This is a genomic window from Stenotrophomonas rhizophila (assembly GCF_003651185.1).
GTDB lineage: Bacteria > Pseudomonadota > Gammaproteobacteria > Xanthomonadales > Xanthomonadaceae > Stenotrophomonas > Stenotrophomonas maltophilia_Z.
In genome coordinates, this window is the sequence record NZ_RCDC01000004.1 from 701,001 (window position 1) to 726,296 (window position 25,296).

The 25,296-nt window shown below is 66.0% G+C and carries 40 protein-coding genes; 20 read left to right on the forward strand and 20 right to left on the reverse strand.

Annotated elements, in window-relative coordinates; translation table 11 throughout:
• Positions 1-93: 93 nt before the first annotated feature.
• The 13 genes from BCL79_RS03090 to BCL79_RS20250 all read right to left on the reverse strand — a co-directional run bounded on the left by BCL79_RS03090 (position 94) and on the right by BCL79_RS20250 (position 4,856).
• A complete protein-coding gene (locus tag BCL79_RS03090; RefSeq protein WP_121037227.1) occupies positions 94-534 on the reverse strand; it encodes a hypothetical protein in 441 nt (146 codons plus the stop codon).
• Between the two features lie 35 nt (positions 535-569).
• Complete coding sequence (locus BCL79_RS03095; RefSeq protein ID WP_121037230.1) at positions 570-803, reverse strand: hypothetical protein; 234 nt, start codon at positions 801-803, stop codon at positions 570-572.
• Positions 800-1,138: a DUF1064 domain-containing protein gene (locus BCL79_RS03100; protein WP_121037233.1), complete on the reverse strand. Its 339-nt coding sequence runs from the start codon at positions 1,136-1,138 to the stop codon at positions 800-802. The genes BCL79_RS03095 and BCL79_RS03100 overlap by 4 nt, the downstream gene beginning before the upstream one ends.
• On the reverse strand, positions 1,135-1,323 hold the full coding sequence (locus BCL79_RS03105; protein WP_121037235.1) for a hypothetical protein: 189 nt from the start codon (positions 1,321-1,323) through the stop codon (positions 1,135-1,137). The genes BCL79_RS03100 and BCL79_RS03105 overlap by 4 nt, the downstream gene beginning before the upstream one ends.
• Positions 1,320-1,607 carry a hypothetical protein gene (locus tag BCL79_RS03110; RefSeq protein ID WP_121037238.1) on the reverse strand — a complete coding sequence of 96 codons (288 nt, stop codon included), beginning with the start codon at positions 1,605-1,607 and terminating at the stop codon, positions 1,320-1,322. The genes BCL79_RS03105 and BCL79_RS03110 overlap by 4 nt, the downstream gene beginning before the upstream one ends.
• Positions 1,607-2,095: a hypothetical protein gene (locus BCL79_RS03115; RefSeq protein ID WP_121037241.1), complete on the reverse strand. Its 489-nt coding sequence runs from the start codon at positions 2,093-2,095 to the stop codon at positions 1,607-1,609. Before BCL79_RS03115 ends, BCL79_RS03110 begins: the two co-directional genes overlap by 1 nt.
• Positions 2,092-2,421 (reverse strand): DUF551 domain-containing protein, encoded by a 330-nt coding sequence (locus tag BCL79_RS03120; RefSeq protein ID WP_121037244.1) that lies wholly within the window; start codon positions 2,419-2,421, stop codon positions 2,092-2,094. Before BCL79_RS03120 ends, BCL79_RS03115 begins: the two co-directional genes overlap by 4 nt.
• Entirely contained in the window at positions 2,418-2,579 is a 162-nt protein-coding gene (locus tag BCL79_RS20245) for a hypothetical protein (protein WP_183073652.1), read from the reverse strand. Before BCL79_RS20245 ends, BCL79_RS03120 begins: the two co-directional genes overlap by 4 nt.
• A 234-nt stretch (positions 2,580-2,813) precedes the next feature.
• Entirely contained in the window at positions 2,814-3,704 is an 891-nt protein-coding gene (locus BCL79_RS03130; protein ID WP_147433840.1) for a hypothetical protein, read from the reverse strand.
• Between the two features lies 1 nt (position 3,705).
• Complete coding sequence (locus BCL79_RS03135; protein WP_121037250.1) at positions 3,706-4,023, reverse strand: winged helix-turn-helix domain-containing protein; 318 nt, start codon at positions 4,021-4,023, stop codon at positions 3,706-3,708.
• A 10-nt stretch (positions 4,024-4,033) separates the two neighbouring features.
• Complete coding sequence (locus BCL79_RS20450) at positions 4,034-4,156, reverse strand: hypothetical protein (RefSeq protein WP_259462091.1); 123 nt, start codon at positions 4,154-4,156, stop codon at positions 4,034-4,036.
• Complete coding sequence (locus tag BCL79_RS03140) at positions 4,153-4,452, reverse strand: hypothetical protein (RefSeq protein ID WP_259462092.1); 300 nt, start codon at positions 4,450-4,452, stop codon at positions 4,153-4,155. The genes BCL79_RS20450 and BCL79_RS03140 overlap by 4 nt, the downstream gene beginning before the upstream one ends.
• Before the next feature lie 200 nt (positions 4,453-4,652).
• On the reverse strand, positions 4,653-4,856 hold the full coding sequence (locus tag BCL79_RS20250; RefSeq protein WP_183073653.1) for a helix-turn-helix domain-containing protein: 204 nt from the start codon (positions 4,854-4,856) through the stop codon (positions 4,653-4,655).
• A gap of 84 nt (positions 4,857-4,940) precedes the next feature.
• Here BCL79_RS20250 and BCL79_RS20255 point away from each other — a divergent pair, with 84 nt between their 5' ends.
• The 20 genes from BCL79_RS20255 (at position 4,941) to BCL79_RS03240 (ending at position 16,290) form a co-directional block, all read left to right on the forward strand.
• The gene (locus BCL79_RS20255) at positions 4,941-5,369 is read left to right on the forward strand and encodes a helix-turn-helix domain-containing protein (protein WP_183073654.1); all 429 of its coding nucleotides are present in this window, start codon (positions 4,941-4,943) and stop codon (positions 5,367-5,369) included.
• Between the two features lie 4 nt (positions 5,370-5,373).
• A complete protein-coding gene (locus BCL79_RS03150; RefSeq protein ID WP_121037259.1) occupies positions 5,374-5,688 on the forward strand; it encodes a hypothetical protein in 315 nt (104 codons plus the stop codon).
• Between the two features lie 169 nt (positions 5,689-5,857).
• Entirely contained in the window at positions 5,858-6,262 is a 405-nt protein-coding gene (locus BCL79_RS03155) for a DUF1566 domain-containing protein (RefSeq protein WP_220668894.1), read from the forward strand.
• 28 nt (positions 6,263-6,290) lie between these two features.
• A complete protein-coding gene (locus BCL79_RS03160) occupies positions 6,291-6,587 on the forward strand; it encodes a hypothetical protein (protein WP_121037265.1) in 297 nt (98 codons plus the stop codon).
• A complete protein-coding gene (locus BCL79_RS03165; RefSeq protein WP_121037268.1) occupies positions 6,584-6,775 on the forward strand; it encodes a hypothetical protein in 192 nt (63 codons plus the stop codon). Before BCL79_RS03160 ends, BCL79_RS03165 begins: the two co-directional genes overlap by 4 nt.
• Positions 6,772-7,053 carry a hypothetical protein gene (locus tag BCL79_RS03170; RefSeq protein WP_121037271.1) on the forward strand — a complete coding sequence of 94 codons (282 nt, stop codon included), beginning with the start codon at positions 6,772-6,774 and terminating at the stop codon, positions 7,051-7,053. The genes BCL79_RS03165 and BCL79_RS03170 overlap by 4 nt, the downstream gene beginning before the upstream one ends.
• Positions 7,054-7,159: 106 nt before the next feature.
• Entirely contained in the window at positions 7,160-7,348 is a 189-nt protein-coding gene (locus BCL79_RS03175) for a hypothetical protein (RefSeq protein ID WP_121037273.1), read from the forward strand.
• Entirely contained in the window at positions 7,338-7,646 is a 309-nt protein-coding gene (locus tag BCL79_RS03180) for a hypothetical protein (protein WP_121037276.1), read from the forward strand. Before BCL79_RS03175 ends, BCL79_RS03180 begins: the two co-directional genes overlap by 11 nt.
• The gene (locus BCL79_RS03185; RefSeq protein ID WP_121037279.1) at positions 7,646-7,903 is read left to right on the forward strand and encodes a hypothetical protein; all 258 of its coding nucleotides are present in this window, start codon (positions 7,646-7,648) and stop codon (positions 7,901-7,903) included. The genes BCL79_RS03180 and BCL79_RS03185 overlap by 1 nt, the downstream gene beginning before the upstream one ends.
• Positions 7,900-8,850, forward strand: a complete 951-nt coding sequence (locus BCL79_RS03190; RefSeq protein ID WP_183073655.1) for a YqaJ viral recombinase family protein — start codon at positions 7,900-7,902, stop codon at positions 8,848-8,850. Before BCL79_RS03185 ends, BCL79_RS03190 begins: the two co-directional genes overlap by 4 nt.
• 12 nt (positions 8,851-8,862) lie before the next feature.
• Entirely contained in the window at positions 8,863-9,879 is a 1,017-nt protein-coding gene (gene recT, locus BCL79_RS03195; RefSeq protein ID WP_121037284.1) for a recombination protein RecT, read from the forward strand.
• Between the two features lie 85 nt (positions 9,880-9,964).
• On the forward strand, positions 9,965-10,150 hold the full coding sequence (locus tag BCL79_RS03200; RefSeq protein ID WP_121037287.1) for a hypothetical protein: 186 nt from the start codon (positions 9,965-9,967) through the stop codon (positions 10,148-10,150).
• Positions 10,147-10,497, forward strand: a complete 351-nt coding sequence (locus tag BCL79_RS20455) for a hypothetical protein (RefSeq protein ID WP_259462093.1) — start codon at positions 10,147-10,149, stop codon at positions 10,495-10,497. The genes BCL79_RS03200 and BCL79_RS20455 overlap by 4 nt, the downstream gene beginning before the upstream one ends.
• On the forward strand, positions 10,494-11,054 hold the full coding sequence (locus BCL79_RS03210) for a DUF1566 domain-containing protein (RefSeq protein ID WP_121037290.1): 561 nt from the start codon (positions 10,494-10,496) through the stop codon (positions 11,052-11,054). The genes BCL79_RS20455 and BCL79_RS03210 overlap by 4 nt, the downstream gene beginning before the upstream one ends.
• A gap of 25 nt (positions 11,055-11,079) precedes the next feature.
• Positions 11,080-11,520 carry a four helix bundle protein gene (locus tag BCL79_RS03215; protein ID WP_121037292.1) on the forward strand — a complete coding sequence of 147 codons (441 nt, stop codon included), beginning with the start codon at positions 11,080-11,082 and terminating at the stop codon, positions 11,518-11,520.
• Entirely contained in the window at positions 11,517-12,878 is a 1,362-nt protein-coding gene (locus BCL79_RS03220) for an RNA-directed DNA polymerase (protein ID WP_121037295.1), read from the forward strand. Before BCL79_RS03215 ends, BCL79_RS03220 begins: the two co-directional genes overlap by 4 nt.
• Entirely contained in the window at positions 12,871-14,850 is a 1,980-nt protein-coding gene (locus BCL79_RS03225; protein WP_121037298.1) for a DNA cytosine methyltransferase, read from the forward strand. The genes BCL79_RS03220 and BCL79_RS03225 overlap by 8 nt, the downstream gene beginning before the upstream one ends.
• Positions 14,850-15,047, forward strand: a complete 198-nt coding sequence (locus tag BCL79_RS03230) for a hypothetical protein (protein WP_121037301.1) — start codon at positions 14,850-14,852, stop codon at positions 15,045-15,047. Before BCL79_RS03225 ends, BCL79_RS03230 begins: the two co-directional genes overlap by 1 nt.
• The gene (locus tag BCL79_RS03235; RefSeq protein WP_121037304.1) at positions 15,044-15,262 is read left to right on the forward strand and encodes a DUF4224 domain-containing protein; all 219 of its coding nucleotides are present in this window, start codon (positions 15,044-15,046) and stop codon (positions 15,260-15,262) included. Before BCL79_RS03230 ends, BCL79_RS03235 begins: the two co-directional genes overlap by 4 nt.
• Positions 15,262-16,290, forward strand: a complete 1,029-nt coding sequence (locus tag BCL79_RS03240) for a tyrosine-type recombinase/integrase (RefSeq protein WP_121037307.1) — start codon at positions 15,262-15,264, stop codon at positions 16,288-16,290. Before BCL79_RS03235 ends, BCL79_RS03240 begins: the two co-directional genes overlap by 1 nt.
• Positions 16,291-16,536: 246 nt before the next feature.
• Here the strand turns inward: BCL79_RS03240 and BCL79_RS03245 are convergent, their stop codons facing one another.
• The 7 genes from BCL79_RS03245 to BCL79_RS03275 all read right to left on the reverse strand — a co-directional run bounded on the left by BCL79_RS03245 (position 16,537) and on the right by BCL79_RS03275 (position 25,253).
• Positions 16,537-16,947 (reverse strand): DUF4189 domain-containing protein, encoded by a 411-nt coding sequence (locus tag BCL79_RS03245; RefSeq protein ID WP_226956585.1) that lies wholly within the window; start codon positions 16,945-16,947, stop codon positions 16,537-16,539.
• A gap of 96 nt (positions 16,948-17,043) precedes the next feature.
• Positions 17,044-18,906, reverse strand: a complete 1,863-nt coding sequence (locus tag BCL79_RS03250) for a methyl-accepting chemotaxis protein (protein ID WP_310793639.1) — start codon at positions 18,904-18,906, stop codon at positions 17,044-17,046.
• Between the two features lie 280 nt (positions 18,907-19,186).
• Positions 19,187-21,385 (reverse strand): PAS domain-containing protein, encoded by a 2,199-nt coding sequence (locus BCL79_RS03255; protein ID WP_121037316.1) that lies wholly within the window; start codon positions 21,383-21,385, stop codon positions 19,187-19,189.
• Between the two features lie 251 nt (positions 21,386-21,636).
• Positions 21,637-24,012 (reverse strand): Tex family protein, encoded by a 2,376-nt coding sequence (locus BCL79_RS03260; RefSeq protein WP_121037319.1) that lies wholly within the window; start codon positions 24,010-24,012, stop codon positions 21,637-21,639.
• 207 nt (positions 24,013-24,219) lie between these two features.
• A complete protein-coding gene (locus tag BCL79_RS03265) occupies positions 24,220-24,435 on the reverse strand; it encodes a hypothetical protein (protein ID WP_121037322.1) in 216 nt (71 codons plus the stop codon).
• A 159-nt stretch (positions 24,436-24,594) separates the two neighbouring features.
• Positions 24,595-25,053, reverse strand: a complete 459-nt coding sequence (locus BCL79_RS03270; protein WP_183073656.1) for a hypothetical protein — start codon at positions 25,051-25,053, stop codon at positions 24,595-24,597.
• Positions 25,050-25,253 carry a PspC domain-containing protein gene (locus tag BCL79_RS03275; RefSeq protein ID WP_121037325.1) on the reverse strand — a complete coding sequence of 68 codons (204 nt, stop codon included), beginning with the start codon at positions 25,251-25,253 and terminating at the stop codon, positions 25,050-25,052. Before BCL79_RS03275 ends, BCL79_RS03270 begins: the two co-directional genes overlap by 4 nt.
• Positions 25,254-25,296: the final 43 nt, after the last annotated feature.

The following is a 25,296-nucleotide window of genomic DNA, read 5'->3' on the forward strand; positions in this document are numbered from 1 at the left end:
AACGCGGCAACCCGTTCCCTCGGTGCTGGCTGTTGCCCACCTGCCAGCTGGGGCTACCGATACGTCCCTCGGTAGACGGGTTGATGTGACTGGTCATGCGGCGGCGTCCATGGCGGTGAACAGATCGAGCTGCAGGGTCAGGCTGGGCGCTGCCGGGGGCGGAGGGGCGATGCCCAGGTGCTCCCGGATGTCGTCCAGCACAGATGCCGCTGCCGATGCGTCGGCCTTGGTGAATCGGTACACCCCCACGAACCAAGGCCAGTACGGCGACCGCGGCCCCTGCCGGAGCATCTCCACGGCCACCGGCTTGTCCTCGGCAAGCACGAAGGCCTGCGAGGTGCTGGGGTCGATGAGCAGGCAGCTGGTCAATCCGCATGAGCGCTGGTTCTCTGTGATCCGGGGAACGATCCGGGAAACCGCCTCGATCGGGCTGGCTGGGTCCACGACGCAAAGCGGCCGCGGCTTCCACACCTGCCTGAAAGCGACACCTGTAGTTCTACCGGGACGGGCTTTGGCTTCAACGGATTTGCCCATGTTTCGATCTCCCCTGCGGAGTGGGATCACGGTTGTCATGCACGCACCTGTCGTTCGAGTTTTCTTGCCGCCCGGCGGGACTGGAACCGCATGGTTCCCCTGTGACCGGCCGATGCCAGAATCCCTGCCGTCGCCATGTTGCTGAGGCTGCGGGCGAACTTGGCGCGCAGCGGCGCATCGCCGATCCCCAACCCATCGCACACGTCGCCGGAGAAGTGCCAGCCCGGGTTGTCGGCCAGCCACTGCCTGATCTGTGCGGCACGGGTCAAAACTCCTCCCTCACCCAACCGCCGCCGCGAGACTTCGCGACTGCCTTGAATGCGATGAAGCGGAACGGGTACTGGTCGGCGGCGACCTTGATCTTCACGCGAGCGTCGTCGGTCCAGAAGCCTTTGATCTCGTGCATCTCCATGACGCCATTTCCGGACATGACCGCGAAGTCAGGGGTGTAGAACGTGCTGTCGGCCAGGCGCAGCTTCACGCCCTCGAAGCGGAACCACTCGACATCGCCGGACAGACGCAGCCGCTCCAGGTGCGCCGCATAGGCTGCCTCGGTCTTGTTCATCTGGCCGGGCTTGAGGCGGCCGAGGGCGTAGTGCTTCATACCGCAACCTTCACAGGCTTCGCGGATGCGATCAGCTCCTTCTCCCTCGCATCGAAGACTGCGATGCAAGCGGCTGTCGATGCACGGACCATGGATGCACAGGCCACAAGCTCTGTCGCACGCTCTGGCGGAAGCGTCTTCGCGATTTCCATCACCTCTTGGTAGGCTGATTCGATCTCGCTCATGCCGCCAGCCTCCCCTGTCCGTTGAGCCTGGCCAAAGTCACCGCCAGCGCGTCGATCTCGTCCATCTTCATGACGGTCCACATCACCCGTCGGCCGTGCAGCCCGTTGGCGCTGCCCTGGTGGCAGTCCTTGCACAGGGCGACCACCGTGAAGTGCTGGCCCTGCTTGATGTGGTGGGCGTCGGATGGCGCCGGAGCGTCGCAGACCGAACATGGCAGCCACTTCACCGCCTCGATGTGGGCTGACTCGGCAGCGGTGAAGGCCTTGGAGTTCTTGGATCGCATCAGGCGGACTCCTGCACCATGCAGCCGGCCATCGACTCGATCTGCTCGGCGGTGCACTTCGGCCAGTAGGTCGCTGCCAGGTGCCGGCACAGCCCGCGCATGACCTCGCGAAACTGGCCCTCGTCCATCGACTCGAACGACAGCGACTGCGGGATTCGGGCCACGTAGGAGCCGCCGCCGCTGGGTAGCAGACAGGCGATCTCCTCGCAGCCCACGCCCGACTCGACCTGTAGCCGCTTGAGCACCTTGTGCGGGTCCATGCCGGTGAAGGCGTCCAGGTTCTCGGCGCACAGGGTGCCCAACTGGTGGGCCAGCCGGTGGAACTTCGGGTTGCGCGGCTTCTTGAACTCGGCGAATACCAGATCGCCCACGCTGTAGGAGCGCTGGCGCAGCCGGGCGGCAGTGGTGGTGTCGGCTACCCGGAAGCATCCCTTGTCGACTCGAAGGGCAAAGCGCTCGGGCGCCGGGGATTTACGGAGGGCGGTCATCGGGATATCTCTGGCGCTGCCGGGAGCGGCTGCCAGTGGGTCAGCCCCTGAATGTCGTCGTGGTGATCGCCGTCGTCCCAGGTGGCATAGCCGACGTTGAAATAGGCCGCGACCATATCTCCGTCTCCGAACAAGAGGAGACGCGTTCCGTCCCGTGGCGCGGTCTCGATGGGCTGCCACCGCAGTTTGAGCGCGGCGCGCAACGCGCGCATCACCGCATGAAGATTGATCACCGTCATCATCGAGCCGTACTCGAACGCCTCGTCCCGAATGTCCGGGCACTCGGCCTTGAGCAGCTCCCGCGCCTTCTTCTCGATGTCGCTCATGCCGCCCTCTCCCTCTTGATCTCGCTGTCTCGCTCGTCCCCGATCCACGTGCGGATGAACCACGCCACGTTGCGCCGGGCCATGTGCACCGCTGCGGCGATCTCGTCCACGCTGCAGCGCTCGGCGTGCAGCAGCCGGATTGCGGATGCCTTGCTCATCCCCGGCCTCCAACCTTGCGGCCAGGCCGCAGGTCCCAGCCCAGCTCCGCCGCTGCCGCTTCGGCACGCTCGGGATTGGCGGGGATCGGAACCTTCGCCAGAACCAGCTGCTCGCGCGGCGGCATCGCCTCCAACAGGTCGGCCGGCGTCGGCCACGTCTTGCGCTGGCGGCACAGCACAGCGAACCCGCGTTTGAACCGCGGCGAGTCAAGCTGCGCGTCGTACTGCCGGCCCTCAGTGATTGCCTCCAGCCAGACGGCGGCGGTCAGCTGGATGACCTCCGCTGCCGGCGTACGCTCCAGGCCCAAGCACATCAAGCGCTTCAGCCCCTCCGAAATTTCCCGTTTGATCCAGTCCGCCATTTCCAAAATCCTCCAATGCCATCAAGCCCTGCGCCGTTTTGCCCATCTGCTGCGGTTGTCGCCCACCGGGTCCGGCGCGCTGTTTTGCCCTCGATGCCGCCGCCATTAGCCACGGAGCGGGATCGCTGATGTCCTCGGATTCGGCTCGGTACAGCAGTGCGCCGAGCTCAACGTCACCAGCGGACTGCCGCAGCTTCCCCAGCAGGCTTCGAGCCTGTTTCTCGGGAATGCCCTTGCGCAGCAGGAAGCCGAGCCCTGAGCCCCAGATCGGATCGACCGGGACCAGCTCCACCGTGGCGACGACAGGCGCCGTAGCGTCAGCTACGGAGGAATCAGGAATCAGGAAAGGGGAATCAGGAATCAGCCCGGCTCCTTCCGGAAATTCCTCGGCTTGTCCCGGATTTTCCGGAACAAGTCCCGGACTGACCTCGGCATGCCCAGAAGGAGGCGGAAATGAGCTGGCCGCCTCTTTCTTGTGTGGGTTCTGGTGCTTGGCGAAATTCAGGATTTCGATGTAGCCCCTGTCATCAACCTCGTAGCGCACGATGAACCCAGATGCCGCCAGTGCAGAAAGCCCGGCAGCCACGTCGACGTTGTCGTAGGGGAAGATCTCCGCCTTGAGCCGCTTCGGACGGTCCTCAAGGCGGCCTTCGCGGTCGGCCTCGCACCACAAGCCTTGGAACAGGATGCGGTACTCGAACGGAAGCTCCGACAGTTCCTCGTTCTTGAAGAAGCCTGGCTTGATGTTGCGAGAGCGGCTCATATCAGGCTGCTCGCGGCGCGTCATCTGTGACGCGGGTGATCGGGAACCACGTGCAGCCGTTGCGCCCGTTGCTGGCCGAACACTTGCGAACGGCGCCCCGCACGATCAGCCCGTTGCGGGCCAGCTCCGGCAGGCGGCGGGCGAGCATGAAGCGATCGAGGCCAGTGGCGCGCGCCAGTTCCAAGCTGGTGAGGCCTGGATGCTTGCGTACTGCAGAGGCGGCGACGGAGTGCTGCTGGGCCTGCAGTCCAGACGACACGATGTGCGCAGCGGCCTCGTGGCTGCTGCTGGGATCGGCGGTACGTGCGGGATGATTCATTGCCAGCTCCTCAGCCCTTGATCGGGCGGGCATGCAGCGGGATGACACGATCGGCGCGGGCCTTCTCGGCGCCCTTCTTCAGGCTGCCGGGATTGAACGCGCGCCACGGGCGGTTTTTGGCGGGAGAGCTCACGGCCACTTCACTCCTGCCTTCTCCAGCGCGCCGGAGAGCTGGCCGACCAGCTTGGTCAGTTCCGCCATCGCCTCAGCCTGTGCAGCCTCAGGGCAGGTCAGGTACTTCTCGATCAGGTAGTGGATCGGGCTGAAATCCTTGGTCGCCGCGAAGTAGCGCTCCAGTTCGTCGATCGTCATGCCGCGCAGCTTGCCGCCGCTGTCCTGGCCGGCCAGCTTCTCGGTGAGCTTGGAAGGAGACATGTCCAAACGCCCCGCGGTCTCGACCAAGCCGCGGTCATAGACCACGGTGGTCATGTGGTCACGAAGGCTGCGGTTCCTTGTCAGGCCGGATTGATAAGTGAGGCTCAGGTGGCGCATCGGGGCTCTCTTGGGGTTCTTGGGAATTCGGGGGACGACGTGTTCCCCTGAATTCCCCTGCTTGGTCGTGAAAATGGCCGCTCACCGAAACGGAGAGCAGCCAGTTGGAGATTCAGATCAGGGACGAAGCGGCCATGTCAGGCGGCCTTCTTGCGGCGGGCAGCCTTGCGGATCTCAGTAGCGGCCAAGTCGATCAGGGCCTTCCCGGTCTCGTAGGAGGGAGTGACCACGCTCCTGCGGATACGGTTGACCGTGGTCTGGTTGACGTTGAGCTCAGCGGCGATGGCCTGTTCGGTCATCCCGCCAGCCAAGAGGATCGCGATGGCGTCGGATGGGTTCATGCGCACGATTATGCATTGTTGCATTCCCACGTCAATGCATCATTGCATTCGACCCGACGAACGGTCATGTCTCACCATCTCCGCATGACATTCCTCGCGAAAAACCTCCGGTTCCTGGCGCGTAACGCTCACATCAAGCAGGCTGCACTCGGCGAGCGACTCGGGGTTCAGCAATCAACGGTGCAGCGGATCATGTCCGGGGCCACGGAATACCCTCGCCTGGACAGCTTGCTGGCGATCACCTCTTTCTTTAACTGCAGCCTGGACGACCTGATCTATCGAGACATGGAGCTAGACGGTCCCGGCTCGTCTCAGGTTATGGGATTCGCCGATGACACCATGGCTCAGGCGGTGGAGCTGCTGCACATGCTGGCCGAGCTTAGGCCAGACGACGCGAGGTTCCGCCGGGTTTCATGGCGTGCAATCCAGGTGACAGCGAAGGCCATTACCAAGGCTGAGGGCTCTCAGAAGGATGCAGTGCGCATGATCTTGGAGGAGTTGGTAAAGGAGTGAACTTGTGGCGCTGGATTCAATAACGTTAAAGACCCTTGCTATCGAACTGGCGGCTGCGCTGCCGCCAGTTGCCCCTGATGTATCGCAGGGCGCGCCCCTAGACATCTCTTCCAGAGCCAAGAAGACCAGGTCCATCCAGCGCATCGCGGATGCTTATAACTGGCATTCCGCCATCGTCCACTTCTTGGACATGAAAGACGCCTCCTACATCTCAGACCTCTCCGAACCCCAGTTGGATGACCTTCTGGAGCGGATGACAGGCTATGTAGACGCCGCAGAGATGGGCTGCAGCCTCGCGGACAGCCTTCCCGCCTACTAAGCGGGAGCCAACCAGCTTGGCAAAACCCGGGCGAAGCTGAATCTGCAACTACCGTTCGTCGGCTCGTTGAAAATAAATGCATTGATGCATTGACATGGAAATGCATGGATGCATAATCACTCCATCGCCCCACGACACCCTCACAACGAGGCGGGGCTGGAGAACGAAGATGAGCCAGCAGTCGCAGCAGCGCTTCACCCAGACCCACGGCGGCGTGCTGACCGTCATCGATTCGACCACCGGCCTCGAGTGGATCGCCAAGCCGCTGGCTGGCGAGTTCGAACACCAGAAGGCCATCGACGCCTGCGCCGCGCTGGACTTCGCCGGCCACAAGGATTGGCGCCTCCCGACCCGCGCCGAGCTGCTCACCCTGGTCGACATCACCCGCCACGAGCCGGCGATCGATACCGCGGCCTTCCCTGACTTCCCCAAGCGCGGCTGGTTCTGGACCTCCGACCTGTGCGCCTGGTCTTCGGCGTCCGCGTGGTTCGTCCTTTTCAACTACGGCTACGTCGACAACCACCCCCGCGACTACGACGGGTTCGTGTTGGCCGTGCGTCGTGCCGGTCAGTAATTGGCCTTTCTGACATAGGGGTCACGACATGCCAGCCGACTACCAGATTGCCCGTAACGACGACGCTCCGGAGCAGAACGACGAGGCCTACCAGTTCGCCTGCGATCAGGTGGCGGCCGAGCTGGAGTCCGCGGCCGAAACCGCCGACATGGTTTCGGCGTTGAGTGGATCGCGGCACGTCGTTCACTTCCTGATGTCTCAGAAGATTCCGCCGCACCTGCTGCCCTATGCCCGTGACCTCGCCGAGTTGGTCCGCAATATCTCCGACCGCGTGGATGGGCAGATGCAGACGTTGACCAGCTCCGACATGAGGGACGCCGCATGAACACCTTCGAGAACACCCGGTTCCGCCAGCTGGTCCAGAAGCGCGCCGAGAGCTTGGGCTACTGCCCGATGACTGTCCGCCAGATCGTGCGGGTGGCCGTTGCTACCGGCCTCGGCACGCTCGCGGCGCAGGCTCACCAGGTTGTGCCCTACCCGGCCAGCTCGGCGACGTGCGGTGATGCGGCATGAGCGCCTTCGCCCTAGCGGCCATCGACACGCAGATCGAAGACTGCCGCGCCACCGGGCACACCGGCAACGTTGAGAACCTGATGAAAGCCCGCGCCGCAGTCGCCGAGCTGATCGAGGCAGATGAGACTCTGGACGCTTGTCGGGATGAAATTCGACGCCTCCGCGAAAGGATGGATAACGACCGCCCGCTGCATCCCGACACTCCAGCGCTGCACCGCCTGGAGGCAGCCATCAAGCGCCGCGCTACCGCCCTCGCCCGCGTCCGGGGTGCCGCATGACCGCCGCCGACCGCGCCGCGCACCGCTACGCCATCGGCCACATGGCCGCCTACTTCCTCGCGTTCTGCCTGGGTGTTGCGTTCGCCCTGGTGGTGGGAGCGATCGCATGACCGACACCGACTTCATCCGCGCGATGCAGCAGGGCCTGCCGCCGATTGCGCCTCCTACCACGCCCGGCCTGTCCGTCACCGAGTACCGCATGGACGGCGTGCTGCTGGGCAACTCGGATATCGAGATCAACAACCACGAGGCCCTGTGGGGCATCTGCGCAGAGGAAACGAACGATGAGCAGTAAGCGCTGGAAAATCTGCGACGAGCAATGCGTTGGCGGCCTCCGAATCGTACCGGCAGAAGGTGGCCGCGGCGTTGCTGTCGTCATCCAGCGCGACCCGGACGCGCTCGGCCAAGGCGGCATCAGCGCGGAAGAGGCGCTGATTAATGCCCGCCTGATCGCCGCTGCGCCCGAGCTTCTGGCCGAGTTGGAAATGCTTTCCAGTGTCGTTGAGGGCTGCGGCATGGCCGCGATGCCGGAGGTCGAGTGTCGCCTCGTATTCGCCCGAGCCGCCATCGCCAGAGCCACGGGAGACGCCTGATGCGCCATCTGACCGCTGCCTTCCTCTGCGCCCTGGTCGCGTCTTTCTGCGCCGCCGTGGTGCTGCGCGCCCTGATCACCAATGCCGACAGTTTCATTCTGATCGGCGGTGTCGGGGTCTTGTTCTTCACCTACCGCTGCTGGGCTGAGGTCCGCCAAGCATGGCCGGCCTTCACCCGCCATCTGGCTCACCGGCGCGCCATGCGCCGCGCCGCCCCGCTGGTCCGCATCAATCTGCCCAAGGAAGATCTGCAATGAGCGCTCAGCTCCAAACCATCGCGCCGGAAGACCACGACCGCCGCCGCTTCCTGGGTGGGTCGGACATCGCGGCGGTGCTCGGCATCAGTCCGTGGAAGACCCCGCTGCAGCTATGGGAGGCGAAGACCGCTCAGGCCCTGCCGCATGACAAGCCCACTGGTGTGAAGCGCCGCGGTCACCGCTGGGAGGCTGTGGTGGCGGAGATGCTGGTCGAGCACCTTGAGCAGCAGGGCCACACGGTCGAGATCGTGGACAGCAACAAGCGCTACATCGACCCGCAACGCCCGTTCCTGGCTGCCGAGATCGACTTCGAAGTCCGTCTGGATGGTGAGAAGGAGATCACCAACGTTGAGCTGAAGACGGTCCACCCGTTCAAGGCTGGCGAATGGGGTGAAGGCGGCACTGACGAATCCCCGGTCTGGTACACCGCGCAAGGCATGCACGGCTTGGGCGTCACCGGCCGCAACCGGTGCTTGATCGCGCCCCTGTTCGGTGCCGACGAAATCCGCGCATACCCGGTACTGCGGGACGACGAAACGCTCGATGCCATGCGCCAGCGTTGCGACGCCTTCTGGCACCTGGTCACCAGCGGCGTGCGCCCTGACCCCACCACCCTTTCCGACCTCGACCGCCTTTACAAGGGCGACGAGCAGTTGCCTGCCCTGATCGCTGACAGCGAGCTCACCCGGCACGTCCTTCGCCTCCGCGCTATCAAATCTGAAATCAAAGCCCGCGAGCTGGAAGCCGAAGTCCTTGAGTTCGACGTGAAGCAGTTGATGCGTGACGCGGTGGAGCTGGTGATCCCCGATGACGACAAGAAGGTCGCGGTGGTCTGGAAGGAGCGAGCGCATTCCTGGCTGGACCAGGCCGCGCTGAAAGAGCAGCACCCCGCCGTCCACAAGCAGCTGATGCGCAAGAGCAGCACGCGCGTTTTCACCGTCAAGTAACTGAGGATTCCGATGAGCACTTCCGCACTGAAGGCTGCCGCCACCGGCACCGCCGCCCAGACCCGAGCCGAGCGCCCGGCCACCATCGCCGGCCTGCTGACCGATCCGAAGATCAAGGCGCAGATGGCGCTAGCGCTGCCCAAGCACATCAGCCCGGACCGGTTGGCGCGCATCGCCCTGACCGAGGTCCGCAAGATTCCGAAGCTGGCGCAGTGCGACCAGACCTCTTTCCTGGGCGCGATCATGCAGTGCGCCGCGCTGGGTTTGGAGCCGGGCGGTGCGCTCGGTCATTGCTACCTGATCCCCTTCGAAAACCGCCGGCAGAACCGTACCGAGGTCCAGTTCATCGTCGGCTATCGCGGGATGATCGATCTCGCCCGCCGTTCGGGCCAGATCGTCAGCCTTGAGGCCCGTGCGGTTTACGCGAAGGACCATTTCAAGGTGCGCCTTGGGCTGGATTCGAGCATCGAGCACGAGCCGGATTGGGAGGCTGACGATCGTGGCGAGCTGACGTTCGTCTATGCGGTGGCCAAGCTTCGCGATGGCGGCGTCCAATTCGAGGTGATGAGCCGAAAGGAGATCGAGCGGGTCCGCAACGAATCGCAGGGCTACAAGACCGCTGCGCGCCTCGCCAAGCCCGGCCAGGAGCCGAACTCGCCGTGGGCCAGCCACTTCGAAGAGATGGCGAAGAAAACGGTGATCCGCCGCCTGTTCAAGTACCTGCCTGTGTCCATCGAGATTCAGCGCGCTGTCGGGCTGGACGAGCAGGCCGACGCCGGTGTGCCGCAGGACAATCCGCTGGTGATCGACGGCGAGTTCTCCCACGTCGAGCAGCAGAGCCTGCAGGACAGCGGCGAGCAGCCGGATGGGCTGACCGCGCAGGACGTGCTGGCCTCGATCACCGCCGCGCAGGACCGGGACGCGCTCGACTCCGCCTGGGACATGGCCAGCCTGTTGCCGGCCGGCCTTGACCGCAAGCCCATCCACGACGCCTACCAAGCCCGCCTGAGCGAGCTGGAAGCTAACTGACTCCCCAGCTGCCCGCTCCCCTCGGGCAGCGACACCCGCGCCGGCCGGGTTCCCCAACGCCGGCACCCACACACAGGAGTCCAGCATGAAAGGCCAGCTCGACATCTTCGACCATGATCCCGCCCGATTGGCGGCCACGCACCGTGAGGCGGCTCAGCACGCCTTGGGTGCTGGCGACCAGGGCTACTTCACAGCCCGCGAGCGCTACGAATTCCTGACGGCCGAGGCCGAGCGCCTGGAGCGTCAGGCTGGGATCAGGGAAGCCGCATGAGCAACCGGCATCCCTTCGTTTGCCCGAAAGCACCGGTCGGCCGACCAATCCTCTACCCACGCGACGTGCGCACCGTCCGCGACCACCTCCGCCGGCACCTGCGCGAGGAAGGTCAGAAGATGCAGAACCTGGCAGCAGCGTGGGGCGTCTCGAAGCACACCGTCTATGCGCTGTTCAACGTGGACCGGCCGCTGCCGCCGCAGCACGTCGAGGCATCCATCGTCCACCTCGGGCTGGACGACTTCGACGCCAACGAATTGAGGCTGCTGGCCGCCCGTGAGGCTGGCTGGCAGATCGACCCGAAGTACCTGATCGACAACACCACCAACCGTAAGGAGACGCAATGAACACCGTCACCATCCGTACCGAAGGAACCGAGATCACCGTCAGTGGCGGGAATGTCGCCGTGCAGCGCATCCAGGCCGGGCCGCAGCCGGTCAACGTAGGCGCCGCCGTGAACAGTGCCTCGCACACGAAGGTCTTCGCCAACGGCTCCCAAGCCGAAAACGGCTCAATCGACTTCAACCGCACCGACCACGTTGCAATCATCGATCACGCCACCGGCCTGATGTGGGCGGTCAAGTCCATCGGAGACAGCGACGGGGATCCGATGAGCCAGGCCGACTGCGAGAAGGCGTGCGGCGAACTGCGCCTGCTCGGCCACGACGACTGGCGCCTGCCAACCCGCGCAGAGCTGGCCGGCCTGGTCGACGACACCCGCCATGAGCCGTCCATCGACACCAACCTCTTCCCCGGCGTGCTGCCGCGCTGGCACTGGACCAGCACGGCGGCCGCCTGGTCTTCGGCGTCCGCGTGGGTCGTCGGTTTCAGCGGCGGCTACGTCTACAGCTCCCACCGCGACGGCAGCGGGTTCGTGTTGGCCGTGCGTCGTGCCGGTCAGTAATTTGATCTTCTGCTGAGGCCTATCGATGACTTCCCGCTTCCAGCTCCCGCCCATTCTCAAAGCATGCGAACGGCTCCTGCTCGAAATTGAGCAGGCCGTCCGGCAGTTCCCGCGCTATCACCGCTACATGATCGGGTCGGACCTGCGCCGCCAGATGATGTCGGTATACAGCACGGCGAACCGTGCGTGGCGCGACCGCACCAACCAGCCGAAGTTGGTCGGGCAGCTGGTGTGGGATATCGATGACCTCAAGCAGCACCTGCAGGCCGCCAAGCTGTTCAAGGCGTTCCGCAGCTTCCGGCAGTTCGAGATGCTGATCCGCCTGGCTGAAGAGCTGGGCGCACAGGCCGGCGGTTGGCGCCGCCGCCTGGTCAATCCCCAAGCCCAGAATGCGCAAGCCTCTAGCGTCGCGCAGCGTGGCAAGAAACTGAGTACCCATGGCGCCTCTGCGGGGGCCAATTCATGACGAAGCTTCGCTACCAGCACGGATGCGCTGACGGGTCGAAAGTTCATGGGGAGGCGGCCGCCTGGTCTTCGGCGTCCGCGTGGAACGTCAATTTCAACAACGGCAACGTCAACAACAACCACCGCAACAACAACGGGTTCGTGTTGGCCGTGCGTCGTGCCGGTGAGTTTCAGGGGGAAGTCTCGCTGCAGGATATCTACCGGGCATGGCGGCGTGCGCGCCGCCAAAAGGTGCCCAGCTTCAACCAGCTCCGTTTCGACGTGCGCTGGGCCGATGGGCTGCTGAGGCTCGAACGAGAGCTGATCAGCGGCACCTGGTCGCCGCGCCCGTCCACCTGCTTCATCGCCACCCGGCCCAAGGCGCGCGAGATTCACGCGCCGGACTTCGCTGACCGCGTAGTGCACCACTGGCTGGTCCCGCAGCTGGAGGCACTGTGGGAGCCGACCTTCATCCATGACAGCTATGCCAACCGTAAGGGCCGCGGAAGCCACGCCGCCGTCCGCCGGGCTCAGGAATTCAGCCGGCAGGTGCATTCGGGCCAGGGTGGCGGCTACTACCTGCAGCTGGACGTGGCCAACTTCTTCAACAGCATCCATCGGCCGACGCTGTGGGCGATGCTCCGTAAGCGCATGCAGCGCCGCGGCCTGTCCGCTACGGCGCAGAAGGCCACGCATGCCCTGCTCCGCCGGTCGCCGCTGCATGCAGGTGTCCAGTACCGGGCGACTGAGGCCGAGCTGGCGCAGGTCCCGCCGCACAAGCGGCTGGTCAACGCTCCGCCCGGGCGAGGCCTGCCGATCGGCAACCTGTCCAGCCAGTTCTTCGCCAACGTCTACCTGGACGCCCTCGACCATTTCGTGAAGCACGAGCTCAAGGCAGCGCGCTACCTGCGCTACGTCGACGACTTCGTGCTGTTCCACCAAGATCGCGAGCAGCTGGCGGCTTGGCGGGATCAGATCGAGGCGTTCCTGGCCGACCGGCTGGGCCTGCGGCTCAAGGCCGAGCAGCACCTGCGGCGGCTGACCGACGGCCTCGACTTCCTCGGATACGTGATCTACCCGACCCACACCCTCGCCCGTCAGCGGGTAGTCGGCCACGTGCGCCAGGCGCTCGCCGAATGGGAGGGTGTGCACGTCGACGGCAACAAGCTGCGCGGCCGTCCCTCTGCATTCCGTGACCTCCGGGCTCGGCTTGCCAGCTACGAGGGCCACCTGCGCCACGCGAACAGTCACCACCTTCTGGCCTCGCTGCACCAGCGTTTCCCATGGCTGGCTTGCGCTGCCACGCCACGGCGCTTCAGCTACCGAGCCGAGCGCCAGACCATTTCAATCACTTTCAAGAAGGACTGTTCTCATGGCTGATGGCTCCCGCTCGTTCAATTTCCCGCTGCCGCAGCGCTCGCGCCTGCGCGCCGGTGAGATCGTGGTCGATCTGTTCGCCGGCGGCGGCGGCGCCAGCGAGGCGCTGAAGCAGGCGCTGGGGCAAGATCCGGCACTGGCCTACAACCATGACGCGCTGGCGATCGGCATGCACGCGGCGAACCACCCGCTCACCAGCCATCACCGCGAAGACATCTGGCACGCGGACCCGCGCGTCGATGTCGCCCGGCGACCGATCGGCTGGTTCCATGCATCCCCGGACTGCACCCATTTCAGCCAGGCCAAGGGCGGCCAGCCGCGCAGCCGGAAGACCCGCGCACTGTCGTGGGTCGTGCTGAAGTGGATCGGCATGCTGCTGCGCGCCGACCTGGTCAACGGCACCAGTACCGCCCCGCGCATCTTCTCCATGGAGAACGTGTGGCAGATTCTGACGTGGGGCCCGCTGATCGCAAAGCGCTGCAAGTCCACCGGCCGAGTGCTGAAGATGGACGGCACCGTTGCAGCCACCGGCGAGCGTGTTCCGGTCGAGCATCAGCAGCTGGTGCCGGACAAGAGCCGAACCGGCCGCACTTGGCGGCAGTTCGTCGCCGCACTGCGAGCGCTGGGCTACGTGGTCGAATGGCGAAAGCTCGTGGCCAGCGACTTCGGCGCCGGCACCAGCCGGGAACGCCTGTTCCTGCTTGGTCGCCGCGACGGCGAGCCGATCGTGTGGCCTGCGGCAAGCCACGGCACTGCGGCGGGGCAGAAGCCGCGCGTATCCGCCGCCGACTGCCTGGACTTCAGCATCCCCTGTCCGTCCATCTTCGGGCGCAAGCGGCCGCTTGCCGACGCCACGATGCGCCGCATCGCCAAGGGCACCATGCGCCACGTCATCCAGTCGGCGGACCCGTTCATTGTACCGGTGACTCACCAAGGCGCCGATCGCGTCCACGACGTGCACGAGCCGCTGCGCACCATCACCGCAGCGAACCGCGGCGAGCTGATGCTGGCCATGCCGGAACTGGCGCCATTCATCACTGAGCACGCCAACGCCAGCACCCAGCGCACCATGGCTGCGAGTGATCCGCTGCGCACGATGTGCGCCGGGGTGAAGGGCGGCCACTTCTCCGTGGTCACCCCGATCCTCGCCGGCGTCGGCGGCCGTGCCGGGCAATCGGAGCCGCGCTCCGGTGGCGAACCGCTCTACACCATGACCACCAAGGCCGATACCGCGCTGGTGGCGCCGCACCTGGTGAAGTTCCGGGGTGACAGCATCGGAACGCCGGCCACGGAACCGGTGCCCACCATCACATCTGGCGCAGGCGCTGCCAGGCCGGCGGGAGCTGCGCACGCGCTGGGCGTGTCTGCCGCTACGCTGGTCACCCTGCGCAACAACATGGCCGGCGCGGACCCGCAAGAGCCGCTGTCGACCATTGCTGCACAGGGTGAGCACCACGCGCTGGCCACTGCATTCCTGGAGCAGGCCAACGGTGGCTTCTACGAGGGCGGCGGGCGCGATGCGCGCGACCCGGTCAGCACGATCACCGCCACCGGCAGCCAGCAGCAGCTGGTAACCGCAGACCTGGCCAAGCTGTCGCCGGAGCATCAGGAAGGCGCGTTGCGTGTTGCCGCGTTCCTGGTGAAGTACTACGGCACCGGCGCCAACGTGCCGAGCCTGACCGACCCGGCCGACACCATCACCACGAAGGACCGGCTGGCGCTGGTCACGGTGGTGATCAAGGGCACCCCCTACGTCATCGTCGACATCGGGCTGCGCATGCTCAAGCCACACGAGCTGTACCGCGCACAGGGCTTCCCAGCGGGCTACATCATCGATCGCACCGCCAACGGCACCCCGCTGACCACCAGCGCCGCCGTGCGCATGGTCGGCAACAGCGTCAGCCCGCCGCCGCTGCGCGCACTGGCCGAGGCCAACCTGGACCCGGTGGCGCTGCCGCTGGCGGAGGCGGCCTGATGGATTCGACCACCCAGGCCAAGCACACAGCGAGCGTGCTGATCGGCGAGGCGCGCGCACGGCGGCTGGTCGGCCACGGCTTCTGGTGCATGTTCCGCATGGCCCAGTCCGCCCGCCGCCGCGCCGCCTTGCCCCAACCCGTTGCGATCGCCGATCAACCACCGGCTCGTTCCGCCCAACTGGAGCTTTTCTCATGAGCACCAACGAACTGTGCCTATCCCGAAAGGAAATGCGCGAGCTGTGTGGCACCCCGCTAAAGGACCGCCAGTTCGCCTTCTTGCGGGCCAACGGCATCCGCCACTACAAGGGGCTGGACGACCGGCCCCGGGTGCTCCGCTCCACGGTCGAAGGCGTGGGCGATGAGGCAGCCGCCAAAGCGATCGCCACCTGGAAACCGAACAAGGCCGCGTGATGGGAAGAAAGCCGACCAAGCCGGGGGCCATCCCCCGGTTCCGCGCCCGCAAGCAGAAATCGGGCGTGGTGCACTACTACTACGATCTGGGCGGGAAGCCGAGACGGGAGATGCCGCTGGGCGCCGACTACGGCCTGGCCATCAAGCAGTGGGCCGAGATCGAGGGTGATCGCGATGCGCCGGCCGCCGCGGTGCTGACGCTGCGGGTGGTGTGTGATGCATATCGCCGAGAGGTGATGATCACGAAGGCGCCCCGAACCCAGCAGGACAACGCGAAGGAGATGGCGAACCTGCTGGAGTTCTTCGACGACCCCCCAGGCCCCTTGGACGCCATTCAGCCGGTGACGGTCCGGCAGTACCTGACGTGGCGGACGAAGGACGGCAAGGGACTTGTGCGCGCGAACCGCGAGAAGGCCCTGCTGTCGCATATCTGGAACTTCGCGCGGGACAAGGGCTATACGGCGCTGCCGAACCCCTGCGCCGGCATCAAGGGCTTCAAGGAGACTGGCCGCGACGCCTACATCGAGGACGACCAGTACCAGGCTATCCGGGCCAGCGCCGATGTCGTCGTCCAAGGCGCCATGGACTTGGCCTACCTTACCGGGCAACGGCCGGCCGATGTCCTGGGACTGACAGAGATGGATGTACGGGATGGGGTGATCAACATCCGGCAGGCGAAGACGAAGGCTAAGCTGCGCATCGCGGTGGAGGGAGAGCTGGCCACCCTGCTGGATCACCTACGCGCACGGAAGGCCGGACACAAGGTCCGCAGCACCCGCCTGATCGTCAGCGAACGCAGGCGGCCTGTGACCGTGGCGATGATGTCCCGGCGGTGGGCCAAGGCGTGTGCGGCGGCCGGCGTGACCGGCCTGCAGTTCCGCGATCTGCGCGCCAAGGCGGCGACGGACAAGGCAGATTCCGCCGGCGATATCCGTCAGGCGCAGCGCCAGCTGGGCCATACGACCATCACGATGACCGAGCAGTACACCCGCCAGCGGAGGGGCCACAAGTCGAGCCCGACGCGGTAATTCCGCTCCGCAATGGCTCGGCGCCTATTGGCGCACAATGCTCCCGAAGGACTAGCAGATAGTCGTTTGCGGAGCGCAAATAGTCACGAAACCCTTGTGCCGCAACGAATCTTGTTCGGACTCAAAATCCGCCGCCCTTAAAAGCGTGTGGGTTCGAGTCCCACCTTCGGCACCATGGAAAACCAGAACGCCCCGGATCGACGGATCCGGGGCGTTTTTTCATTCTGCTCGGCAGCGCCGCGACCGTTACCCGGCCGGCTCGATCGGAGGCAGGGTATGTGGCGGGATCGGGGGAACCGGCGGCACGGACGGGGCCACCGTTTCTTCGCGCCACAGCAGCGCCAGCCGGCAGTCCCCTGCTTTTCGCCGGCACATCGCCTCGGCCTTGCGCTGAGCAGCGGCATCATCCTGTGCGGACAGGGCAACACCCATGGCACCCGTGCCCGTATACAGCGCCGAGTAACCGCCTTCCGACGTGCTGGCCACAGTGCTGCAGTTGGGTGAGCGCTGCGCGCAATACCCCAGCGCCTGTTGCATGGCCGTGCTGACGCTGCGGTTGTTCATCGAATAGCCGTAGGCACCGGTGTCGGCGTCGTAAAACACCGCCGACGCCGCGCCCGCAGTGCAAGGCAGGGCCATCCCCATGACCAGCAGCATGCTCAACCGTGGTGCAATCCGCATTGTGATACTCCGACCTGTCCTTGGAAGATCGAGTATCCCAAAGCCGCGCGCCGTATGCATCCCGCACGGCAGTCAGACCAGACGCAATGCGGGCTGGCCAGTAGTGGGATTGAGGTGCACCGAGCGATGCGTGCCCGCCCCCGCCACCCGGAACGCCGCCACCGTCTGCAGCAACTGGGTGGACTGCTCTTCCATGCTGCGGGCCGCCGCGGAGGCCTCTTCGACCAGCGCGGCATTCTGCTGGGTGCTCTCGTCGATGTGCTCGACCACCTGGTTGATCTGCTCGATGCCCTCGCTCTGCTGCTGGGCCGCCGCGCTGATGTCGGCCATGAGATCGCTCACGCGTTTCACGCTGACCACGATCTCGTCCATGGTGCGGCCCGCGCTTTCGACCTGGCGCGTGCCCGCCCCGACCTTCTCCACCGAGTCGCCGATCAGCTGCTTGATCTCCTTGGCGGCTTCGGCAGAACGCTGCGACAGCGAGCGGATTTCCGAGGCGACCACCGCAAAGCCGCGGCCATGCTCGCCGGCACGGGCCGCTTCCACGGCGGCATTGAGGGCCAGGATATTGGTCTGGAACGCGATACCGTCGATCACGCCGATGATGTCGACGATGCGCCGCGAGGAGTCATTGATCAGCGACATGGTGGAGACCACCTCCTGCACCACGTGGCCACCCTGCGCCGCCACCTCGACCGCGCCACCGGCCAGCTCATTGGCCTGGCGGGCGTTGTCCGCGGTGCGCCGCACGGTTGCGGTCAGCCCCTTCATCGAGACGGCGGTCTCCTCCAGCGAGGCCGCCTGCTGCTCGGTGCGCACGGACAGGTCGCTGTTGCCTTCGGCGATCTCGCTGGCACCCACGGCGATGGTGTCGGCCGCCAGCTTGATCTGGGTGATGATGCCGGCCATCGCTTCGACCAGCGCATTGATGCCCTCGCACAACTCGGCGATCGGGCCGGTCTTGTCCTGGGTGGCGATATGGCCGGTCAGATCGCCACCCTGCGCGGCCGCCACCACTTCACGCGTCTGCGCGACGGCCTGCTGCAGCGCCAGGGAGTCACGCACCTGGGCCGTGATGTCGGTAGCGTACTTGACCACCTTGAACGGCCGTCCGTTCATATCGTAGATCGGGTTGTACGAAGCTTGGATCCAGACCTCGCGCCCGCCCTTTCCCAAGCGCTTGTACTGGCCGGCATCGTACTCGCCGCGGCCGAGCTTCGCCCAGAACGCACGGTATTGCGCGCTCTCGCGATACGCCGGTTCGGCAAACATCGCATGGTGCTGCCCGCGCACCTCCTCCAGTGCATAGCCCATGGCAGCGAGGAAGTTCTCGTTGGCGGCCAGGATGCGGCCCTCGAGGTCGAACTCGATCACGGCCTGCGATGTGTTGATCGCGGCGAGCTGGCCGGCAAAGTCGGCCGCCTGCAATTTCTGCGCGGTGATGTCGGTCGCGAACTTGACCACCTTGTACGGTCGTCCGTTGCTGTCGAACACCGGGTTGTAGGACGCCTGGATCCAGATCTCGCGTCCACCCTTGCCAATCCGCCGGTACTGGCCGGCGTCGAACTCACCGCGGCCCAGGTTGGCCCAGAAGTCCCGGTACTCCCCGCTCTTCGCATACTCGGCATCCACGAACATGGCGTGGTGCCTGCCCTGGATCTCCTCCAGCGTGTAGCCCAGTGTCTGCAGGAAATTGTCGTTGGCATGCACGATGGTGCCATCGAGGTGGAACTCGATGACGGCCTGGACTCTATGCAGCGCCTTGATCTGCTCTTCGAGCTCGGCCTGCCGTTGCAGCGCGGCCGATGCCGCGCTGCCATGGGCCGCGCGACGGGAAACGAACCATGCCGTGAGCGTTCGCCACAACGACCCGGCGTCGGCGTCGGCGTCGCTGGCGCGACCTGGCACATGCGTGTGCAAGCCTGAAGTAATCATCGTTAGACCTCGGTGTCCGGTTAGCGAATAGGTCAGCGCCGGGCGGTGGCCCGGTGGCGGTATTCCGTTGGCTGGGACTCACGAAGATCGTCAGTGGGGATGACGCAACTTCGATGGGCTTCAAACACCGGGCGGGCCGGCGAACATGAACCATTTAAAAAAGGTGTACGGCCAGATATCCACGTGAGCAGACGGGCAGCAACTGCGAGTCATATAACGGCGGAGATTCTGAAACCTTTAGGGCGACCATCGGGCCGGCGCCGCGCAGGGCCGGCCGTGCTCATTCGCCACTTTCGCTCGCATCCAGGGCGTCGAGGGGATCCACGGCCCCGAGCGCGTCGGCCTCCACCTGGACGTTGTCGCGTCCCATCGCTTTGGCCCGGTAGCACTGTGCATCGGCCGCGGCGACCGCGTCATCCACGCTCATGCCCCCGAACAATGGCGCGATGCCGATGCTGGCGCCCACACTCAACCGCCGCTGGTCCCAGGGGATCGACAACCCCCGCATCGCCTCGAGCAGATCGCTGGCGATGCGGCGGGCACGCTTGAGCGAACAGCCGGCCAGGATCACCGCGAACTCGTCGCCCCCCAAGCGCGCCACGATGTCCGAATCGCGCACGCCGTGCCGCAGCACGCTGGCCACCGCCCACAGCACGGCATCGCCGGCCAGATGGCCATGGGTATCGTTGACCGGCTTGAAGTGGTCCAGGTCGATATACATCAACGAGGCCGACTGCCCGGTCCGCGCGACCCGGGTGATGGCCTGCTGCAGGTGCGCTTCGAAGCCGCGCCGGTTGCTCAGCTCGGTCAGCGGATCGATTTCGGCCAGATGCCGGGCTTCACGCTGGCGCGCACGCTGCTGGGTGACGTCACGGATCACCCAGACCGCGCCGGTGGACTGGCCGTTTTCATCGCGCAGCCAGGCGCGGGTCAGGTCGACCGGCAGCAGATGCGCCCCCACTGACAGCAGCAGGTCCGAATGCAGGTCGACCGCATTGCTGTCCGGGTCGAGCAGCACGGCCACATCCAGCGGGGAGCGCGGCGCGTATTCGGTCGTGAGCTCCATCACCTCCTGCAGCTGGCTGCCCGCCAGGGCCCCGGCGCCCTCCCCGGCCAGCGCGCGGGTGGCCGCGGCGTTGGCGTACTGGATGCCGCCGTGCAGGTCCAGGGTCAGCACCATGTCGGCCACCGCATCCAACGTGACGCGGGTGCGCTGCTCGGATTCGCGAAGTTGCTGGCCGCTGAGCCGCTGGGCGGTCACGTCCTGGATCTGCGAAACGAAATGCAGCGGCTCGCCATTTTCCGTGCGCACCAGCGACACCGACAGCCGCCCCCAGACCAGGTTGCCGGCCTTGCCCAGGTAACGCTTCTCCATGTGGTAATGCTCGCGGCGCCCGGCCAGCAGGTCGCCGAGCAGGGCCAGATCGGTATGCAGATCGTCCGGATGCGTCAGCGTCTGGAAATCGATCTGCAGCAGTTCGGCACGGGTGTAGCCGAGGATGCCGCACAGCGAATCGTTGACGTCCAGCCAGCGCCCTTCCAGCGATACCAGGGCCATGCCCAGCGCCGCCGAGGAGAACGCGCCGGCGAACTTCTCCGCCGCGACGAAGGCCTGCTCGCGCACCTGCAGCAGGGGCGTAAGGTCAACCGCCATGCCGACGTAGCCGATCCGGTTGCCGCCGGCGCAGTCCAGCGGGCTGATCGACAGGCGCACCTGGCGCCGCTCGCCGTCCTTGCGCAGGAAGGTCCACTGGTGCGACCAGGTGCCCTGCGCGGCGCGCGCGGTCAGCGCTTCGAAAATGGTCGGCATGCGCCCGTCCGCGCCCACCTGGGGCTGCAGGTAGGCGCGCATCTCATCCGGATCGTGGAACAGCCCCGGGTTGACCCGGCCGATCACTTCATCGGCGCGGTAACCGAGCAGCTTCTGCGCACCGGTGTTGAACAGATTGACCACCCCATCGACATCGGTGGCGATCACCGCCACCTCATCAGACGCATCCACCACCGCCTGCAGGCGTTGGCGCATGTTGGCCGCCTCCTGGCGGGCCTGCTGCAGTTCGGTGACGTCGGCGTGGGCACCGGCCATCCACAGCGGGCGGCCCTGCGCATCGCGCTCGTAGACGCGGCCACGGTCCTGCACCCAGATCCAGTGGCCCTGTTTGTGGCGCATCCGGCACAGGCTGTCGTAATGCGGCGAGCGACCTTCGAGATGATCCTCCAGCAGCGCATTGGACTGGGCCAGATCGTCGGGATGCACCAGCTTGAAGAATGTCTCCGGCGTGATCGGCGCAAGTTCCTCGCGCGTATAGCCGACGATCTCCGCCCAGCGCTCGTTGACCCGCATCTGATTGCCCGGGATGTCCCAGTCCCAGGTGCCCGCCGCGGTGCCTTCGATGATCATTTCCAGCCGATGCCGCTGCTCGGCCATGTCGCGCAGCGCGGCGGCCGCATCAAGGGGGGCGTCCGGTTGCCGGCTCATGCGTGCGCTCCGGTCCGACACGCCGCGCACAGCCCTGCGCCAGCGCGGTGATCGGCGCTGCGGCCCGCCCGGTTGCCCGGTCCTGCCTGGTCGTCTGTCATCTGGGCTCCCCGCCGTCCACCCACCCTACGGGCATTCAAGGGGAAGTGTGCGTAAACGCGCGTCAAACCAGAAGTGCCCCCGGCCACCGGGACCCCGGGAAACGCCAAAAGCCGCCCGAAGGCGGCCCCTGGCAGGCACCAACAGCGCTGTCAGCCGCCGCGCTTGGCCCGGGCGAAGGCGTCTGCCAGCGCGTTGTTGGCCGGCGGTGCGGCGCTGCCCGGGCGCGGCCCGGGCGGGTTGCCACGACCGCCACCGCGCGGACCATTGCCCGCCCCGCCGTCACGGCGGCCACCCCCGGCCGGGCGCGCATCGCGCTCACCGGGGGCCTTGGCCGGGGCGGGAGTGTCATCCAGGCGGCGGGTCAGCGCGATGCGCTTGCGCGCCACGTCGACCTCCAGCACCTTCACCTTGACGATGTCACCGGCCTTGACCACGTCACGCGGGTCCTTGACGTAGGTATCGGACAGCGCGGAGATGTGGATCAGGCCATCCTGGTGCACCCCGATATCCACGAAGGCACCGAAGGCGGCCACGTTGCTGACAACGCCTTCCAGGATCATGCCGACCTTGAGGTCTTTCAGTTCCTCGACCCCGTCGGCGAAGCGCGCGGCCTTGAACTCCGGGCGCGGATCGCGGCCGGGTTTCTCCAGTTCCTTGAGGATGTCGCGCACGGTCGGCACACCGAAGGTGGCGTCGGTGAACTGTTCCGCCTTCAGGCCGCGCAGGAAGCTGCCGTCGCCGATCAGCGCCTTGATCGGGCGTGCGGTGGCGGCCACGATGCGCTCCACCACCGGATAGGCTTCCGGGTGCACGGAGGACGCATCCAGCGGCTGGTCGCCATCGGCGATGCGCAGGAAGCCGGCGCACTGCTCGAAGGTTTTCTCGCCCAGGCGCGGCACCTTGAGCAGGTCCTTGCGGCGCTTGAACGGGCCGTTGTCGTCGCGATGCCGCACGATGTTCTCGGCCACGGTGGATGACAGCCCGGACACGCGCGACAGCAGCGCCGCCGAGGCGGTGTTGACGTGCACGCCGACCGCGTTGACGCAGTCTTCCACGCGCGCATCCAGCGCGCGCGCCAGGCGGTACTGGTCCACGTCGTGCTGGTACTGGCCCACACCGATCGCCTTGGGCTCGATCTTGACCAGCTCGGCCAGCGGATCCTGCAGGCGGCGCGCGATCGACACCGCACCGCGGATCGACACATCCAGGTTCGGGAATTCCTTGGCCGCGAATTCCGAGGCCGAGTACACAGACGCGCCGGCTTCGCTGACCACGATCTTCTGCAGTCTGGTGTCGCCCAGCGCCTTGATCACGTCACCGGCCAGCTTGTCGGTCTCGCGGCTGGCAGTGCCGTTGCCGATCGCGATCAGTTCCACGTTGTGCTGCACGCACAGCTGCTTGATCGCGTGCAGCGACTGGTCCCACTGGCGGCGGGGCTCGTGCGGGTAGATGGTGTCGGTGGCGACCAGCTTGCCGGTGGCATCGACCACCGCGATCTTGCAGCCGGTGCGGATCCCCGGGTCCAGGCCGAGCACAGCCTTGGGGCCGGCCGGGGCGGACAGCAGCAGGTCCTTGAGGTTGTCGCCGAAGACCGAGATGGCTTCGGCCTCGGCCTTCTCACGCGCCTGGTTGAACAGATCCAGCAACAGGTGCATGTGCAGCTTGGCGCGCCAGGTCAGTCGGCAGGCGTCCAGCAGCCAGCGGTCGCCCGGACGGCCGGCATCGCGGATGCCTGCGTTGTGCGCGACACGGCCTTCGGCGTACAGATTGCCGGCCTCCGCATCGCTGCCCGGATCCAGTTCCAGGAACAGGATTTCCTCGCGGCGCGCGCGGAACAGTGCCAGCAAGCGGTGGGACGGAATCTTCGCCAGCGACTCGGCGTGTTCAAAGTAATCGCGGTACTTGGCGCCCTGCTCTTCCTTGCCCTCGGCGACACGTGCGCGGATCACGCCGTTCTCGCCCAGCCAGGTGCGCAGCTCGCCGACCAGCGCGGCATCTTCGCCCCAACGCTCCATCAGGATCGCGCGCGCACCTTCCAGGGCCGCCTTGACGTCGGCCACGCCCTTGTCGCTATCGACGAAGGTCGCGCCAAACACCTGCGGGTCCAGGCCCGGATCGGCCAGCAGGCCATCGGCGAGCGGCTCCAGGCCGGCTTCGCGCGCGATCTGGGCACGGGTGCGGCGCTTGGGCTTGTACGGCAGGTACAGATCTTCCAGGCGCGACTTGGTGTCCGCGCCGAGGATCTCGTTACGCAGTTCGTCGCTGAGCTTGCCCTGTTCGTCGATGCTGGACAGCACCGCGGCGCGGCGGTCTTCCAGCTCACGTAGGTAGGTCAGGCGCGTTTCGAGGTTGCGCAGCTGGGTATCGTCCAGGCCGCCGGTGACTTCCTTGCGGTAGCGGGCGATGAACGGAACGCTGGCGCCTTCGTCCAACAGGGCGATGGCGGCGAGGGCCTGGGCGGTCTGGGCACCGATCTCATCGGCGATGGTCTGGGCGATCTGCTGCGCGAGCTTGATGTCAGGCATTGCTTCCGGCCGGAGCCGCTTTTGCGGAAAGAACCCATTCTGGCGATGCGCGGCGGCGGGGGAAAGCCGTTGACAGGTCGGGCCGAACCTGTCGCCCCGTGGCGATGACCACACGAGGGGTCCTGCGTTCACGCCGGCATCCTGCGTGGGGCTGGGATGCCGGCGCGGGCGCCCGTGACAACCGGGCACCTCTGCGGTGTGACTGGCTTACCGGTAATGCACGGCCGCGCGTTGGTGGACGATCTCGTCCTGCATCGACTCCAACGCCATCACCCGCACCTTGCCCACACCCTGCAGTTCCATGAACCGCTCGGTGTAGATCTCCGGACCCAGTTCGGTATCGGCCTGGGACTTGCTGAAACCATGGGGCACCAGGCCCTTGTCGCCATCCTTGCTACCACCGACATAAAGAACGATTGCCATGTGATGTATTCCTCCAGAAAAACGGTTGCTCATACAGCGCTGCAAGCTTACCCCGGTAAACCTGACTGGTTCGTCATGCAGGCTAATAACGTTTTTTTGCATGCAGATGACGTCGCGTTGTCGACGTTTTTCTTACATGGATTTAACGCTGAGATAACGTCACTGCGGATCACGAATGGATGGCCACCAGCCCCGCCCCTGCAGCGCATAGACATCGGCCGCGCGCTCGAACGGATTGCGCGCGCTCACCCCACCGCACAGCAGGTAGACGGGCAGATAGAGCGGCCCCAACACCAGATACTGGTAGACGTGCGCCCGCTCATGGTCGTGCAGGCCGATCACCGGTTCGGTGGCGTGGCCGGCCTGATGCGCATACGTCCGGCACGGCACATCCAGCACCGGCCCGGTGTGCAGGATGACGTTGCCCAGTGTGATCGCTCCGCCCGGGCCCCACGGAAATTCGCGGAACACGATCGCGCAGTCGCGCCCGTTCCATGACGGGCGCGCACCGGCCAGCATCCCGGCGGTGCCGGCGGCCAGGCCGATCAGGGTGTTGGGTGAGGTCCACAGCGCCCCGAGCACCTGCAGCGCGCGCAGCAGCACCGGTGACAGGCTCAATCGGCCTCGTTGGGGATCAACAGCCACAGGATCAGATAGATCAGAATGCCCGGGAAGGCCGCCGAGCCGATCGAGATCAGCACGAACAGCACCCGTACCAGGGTGACGTTCCAGCCGTAGCGATGCGCGATACCGCCCATCACCCCGGCGATCATGCGGTCGTTGAGCGAACGGGACAGCGGGCGCGGCGGTGTATTCATGCACGGGGTCTCGGTCCGGAATGCGCCGACTCTAGCGCGAACC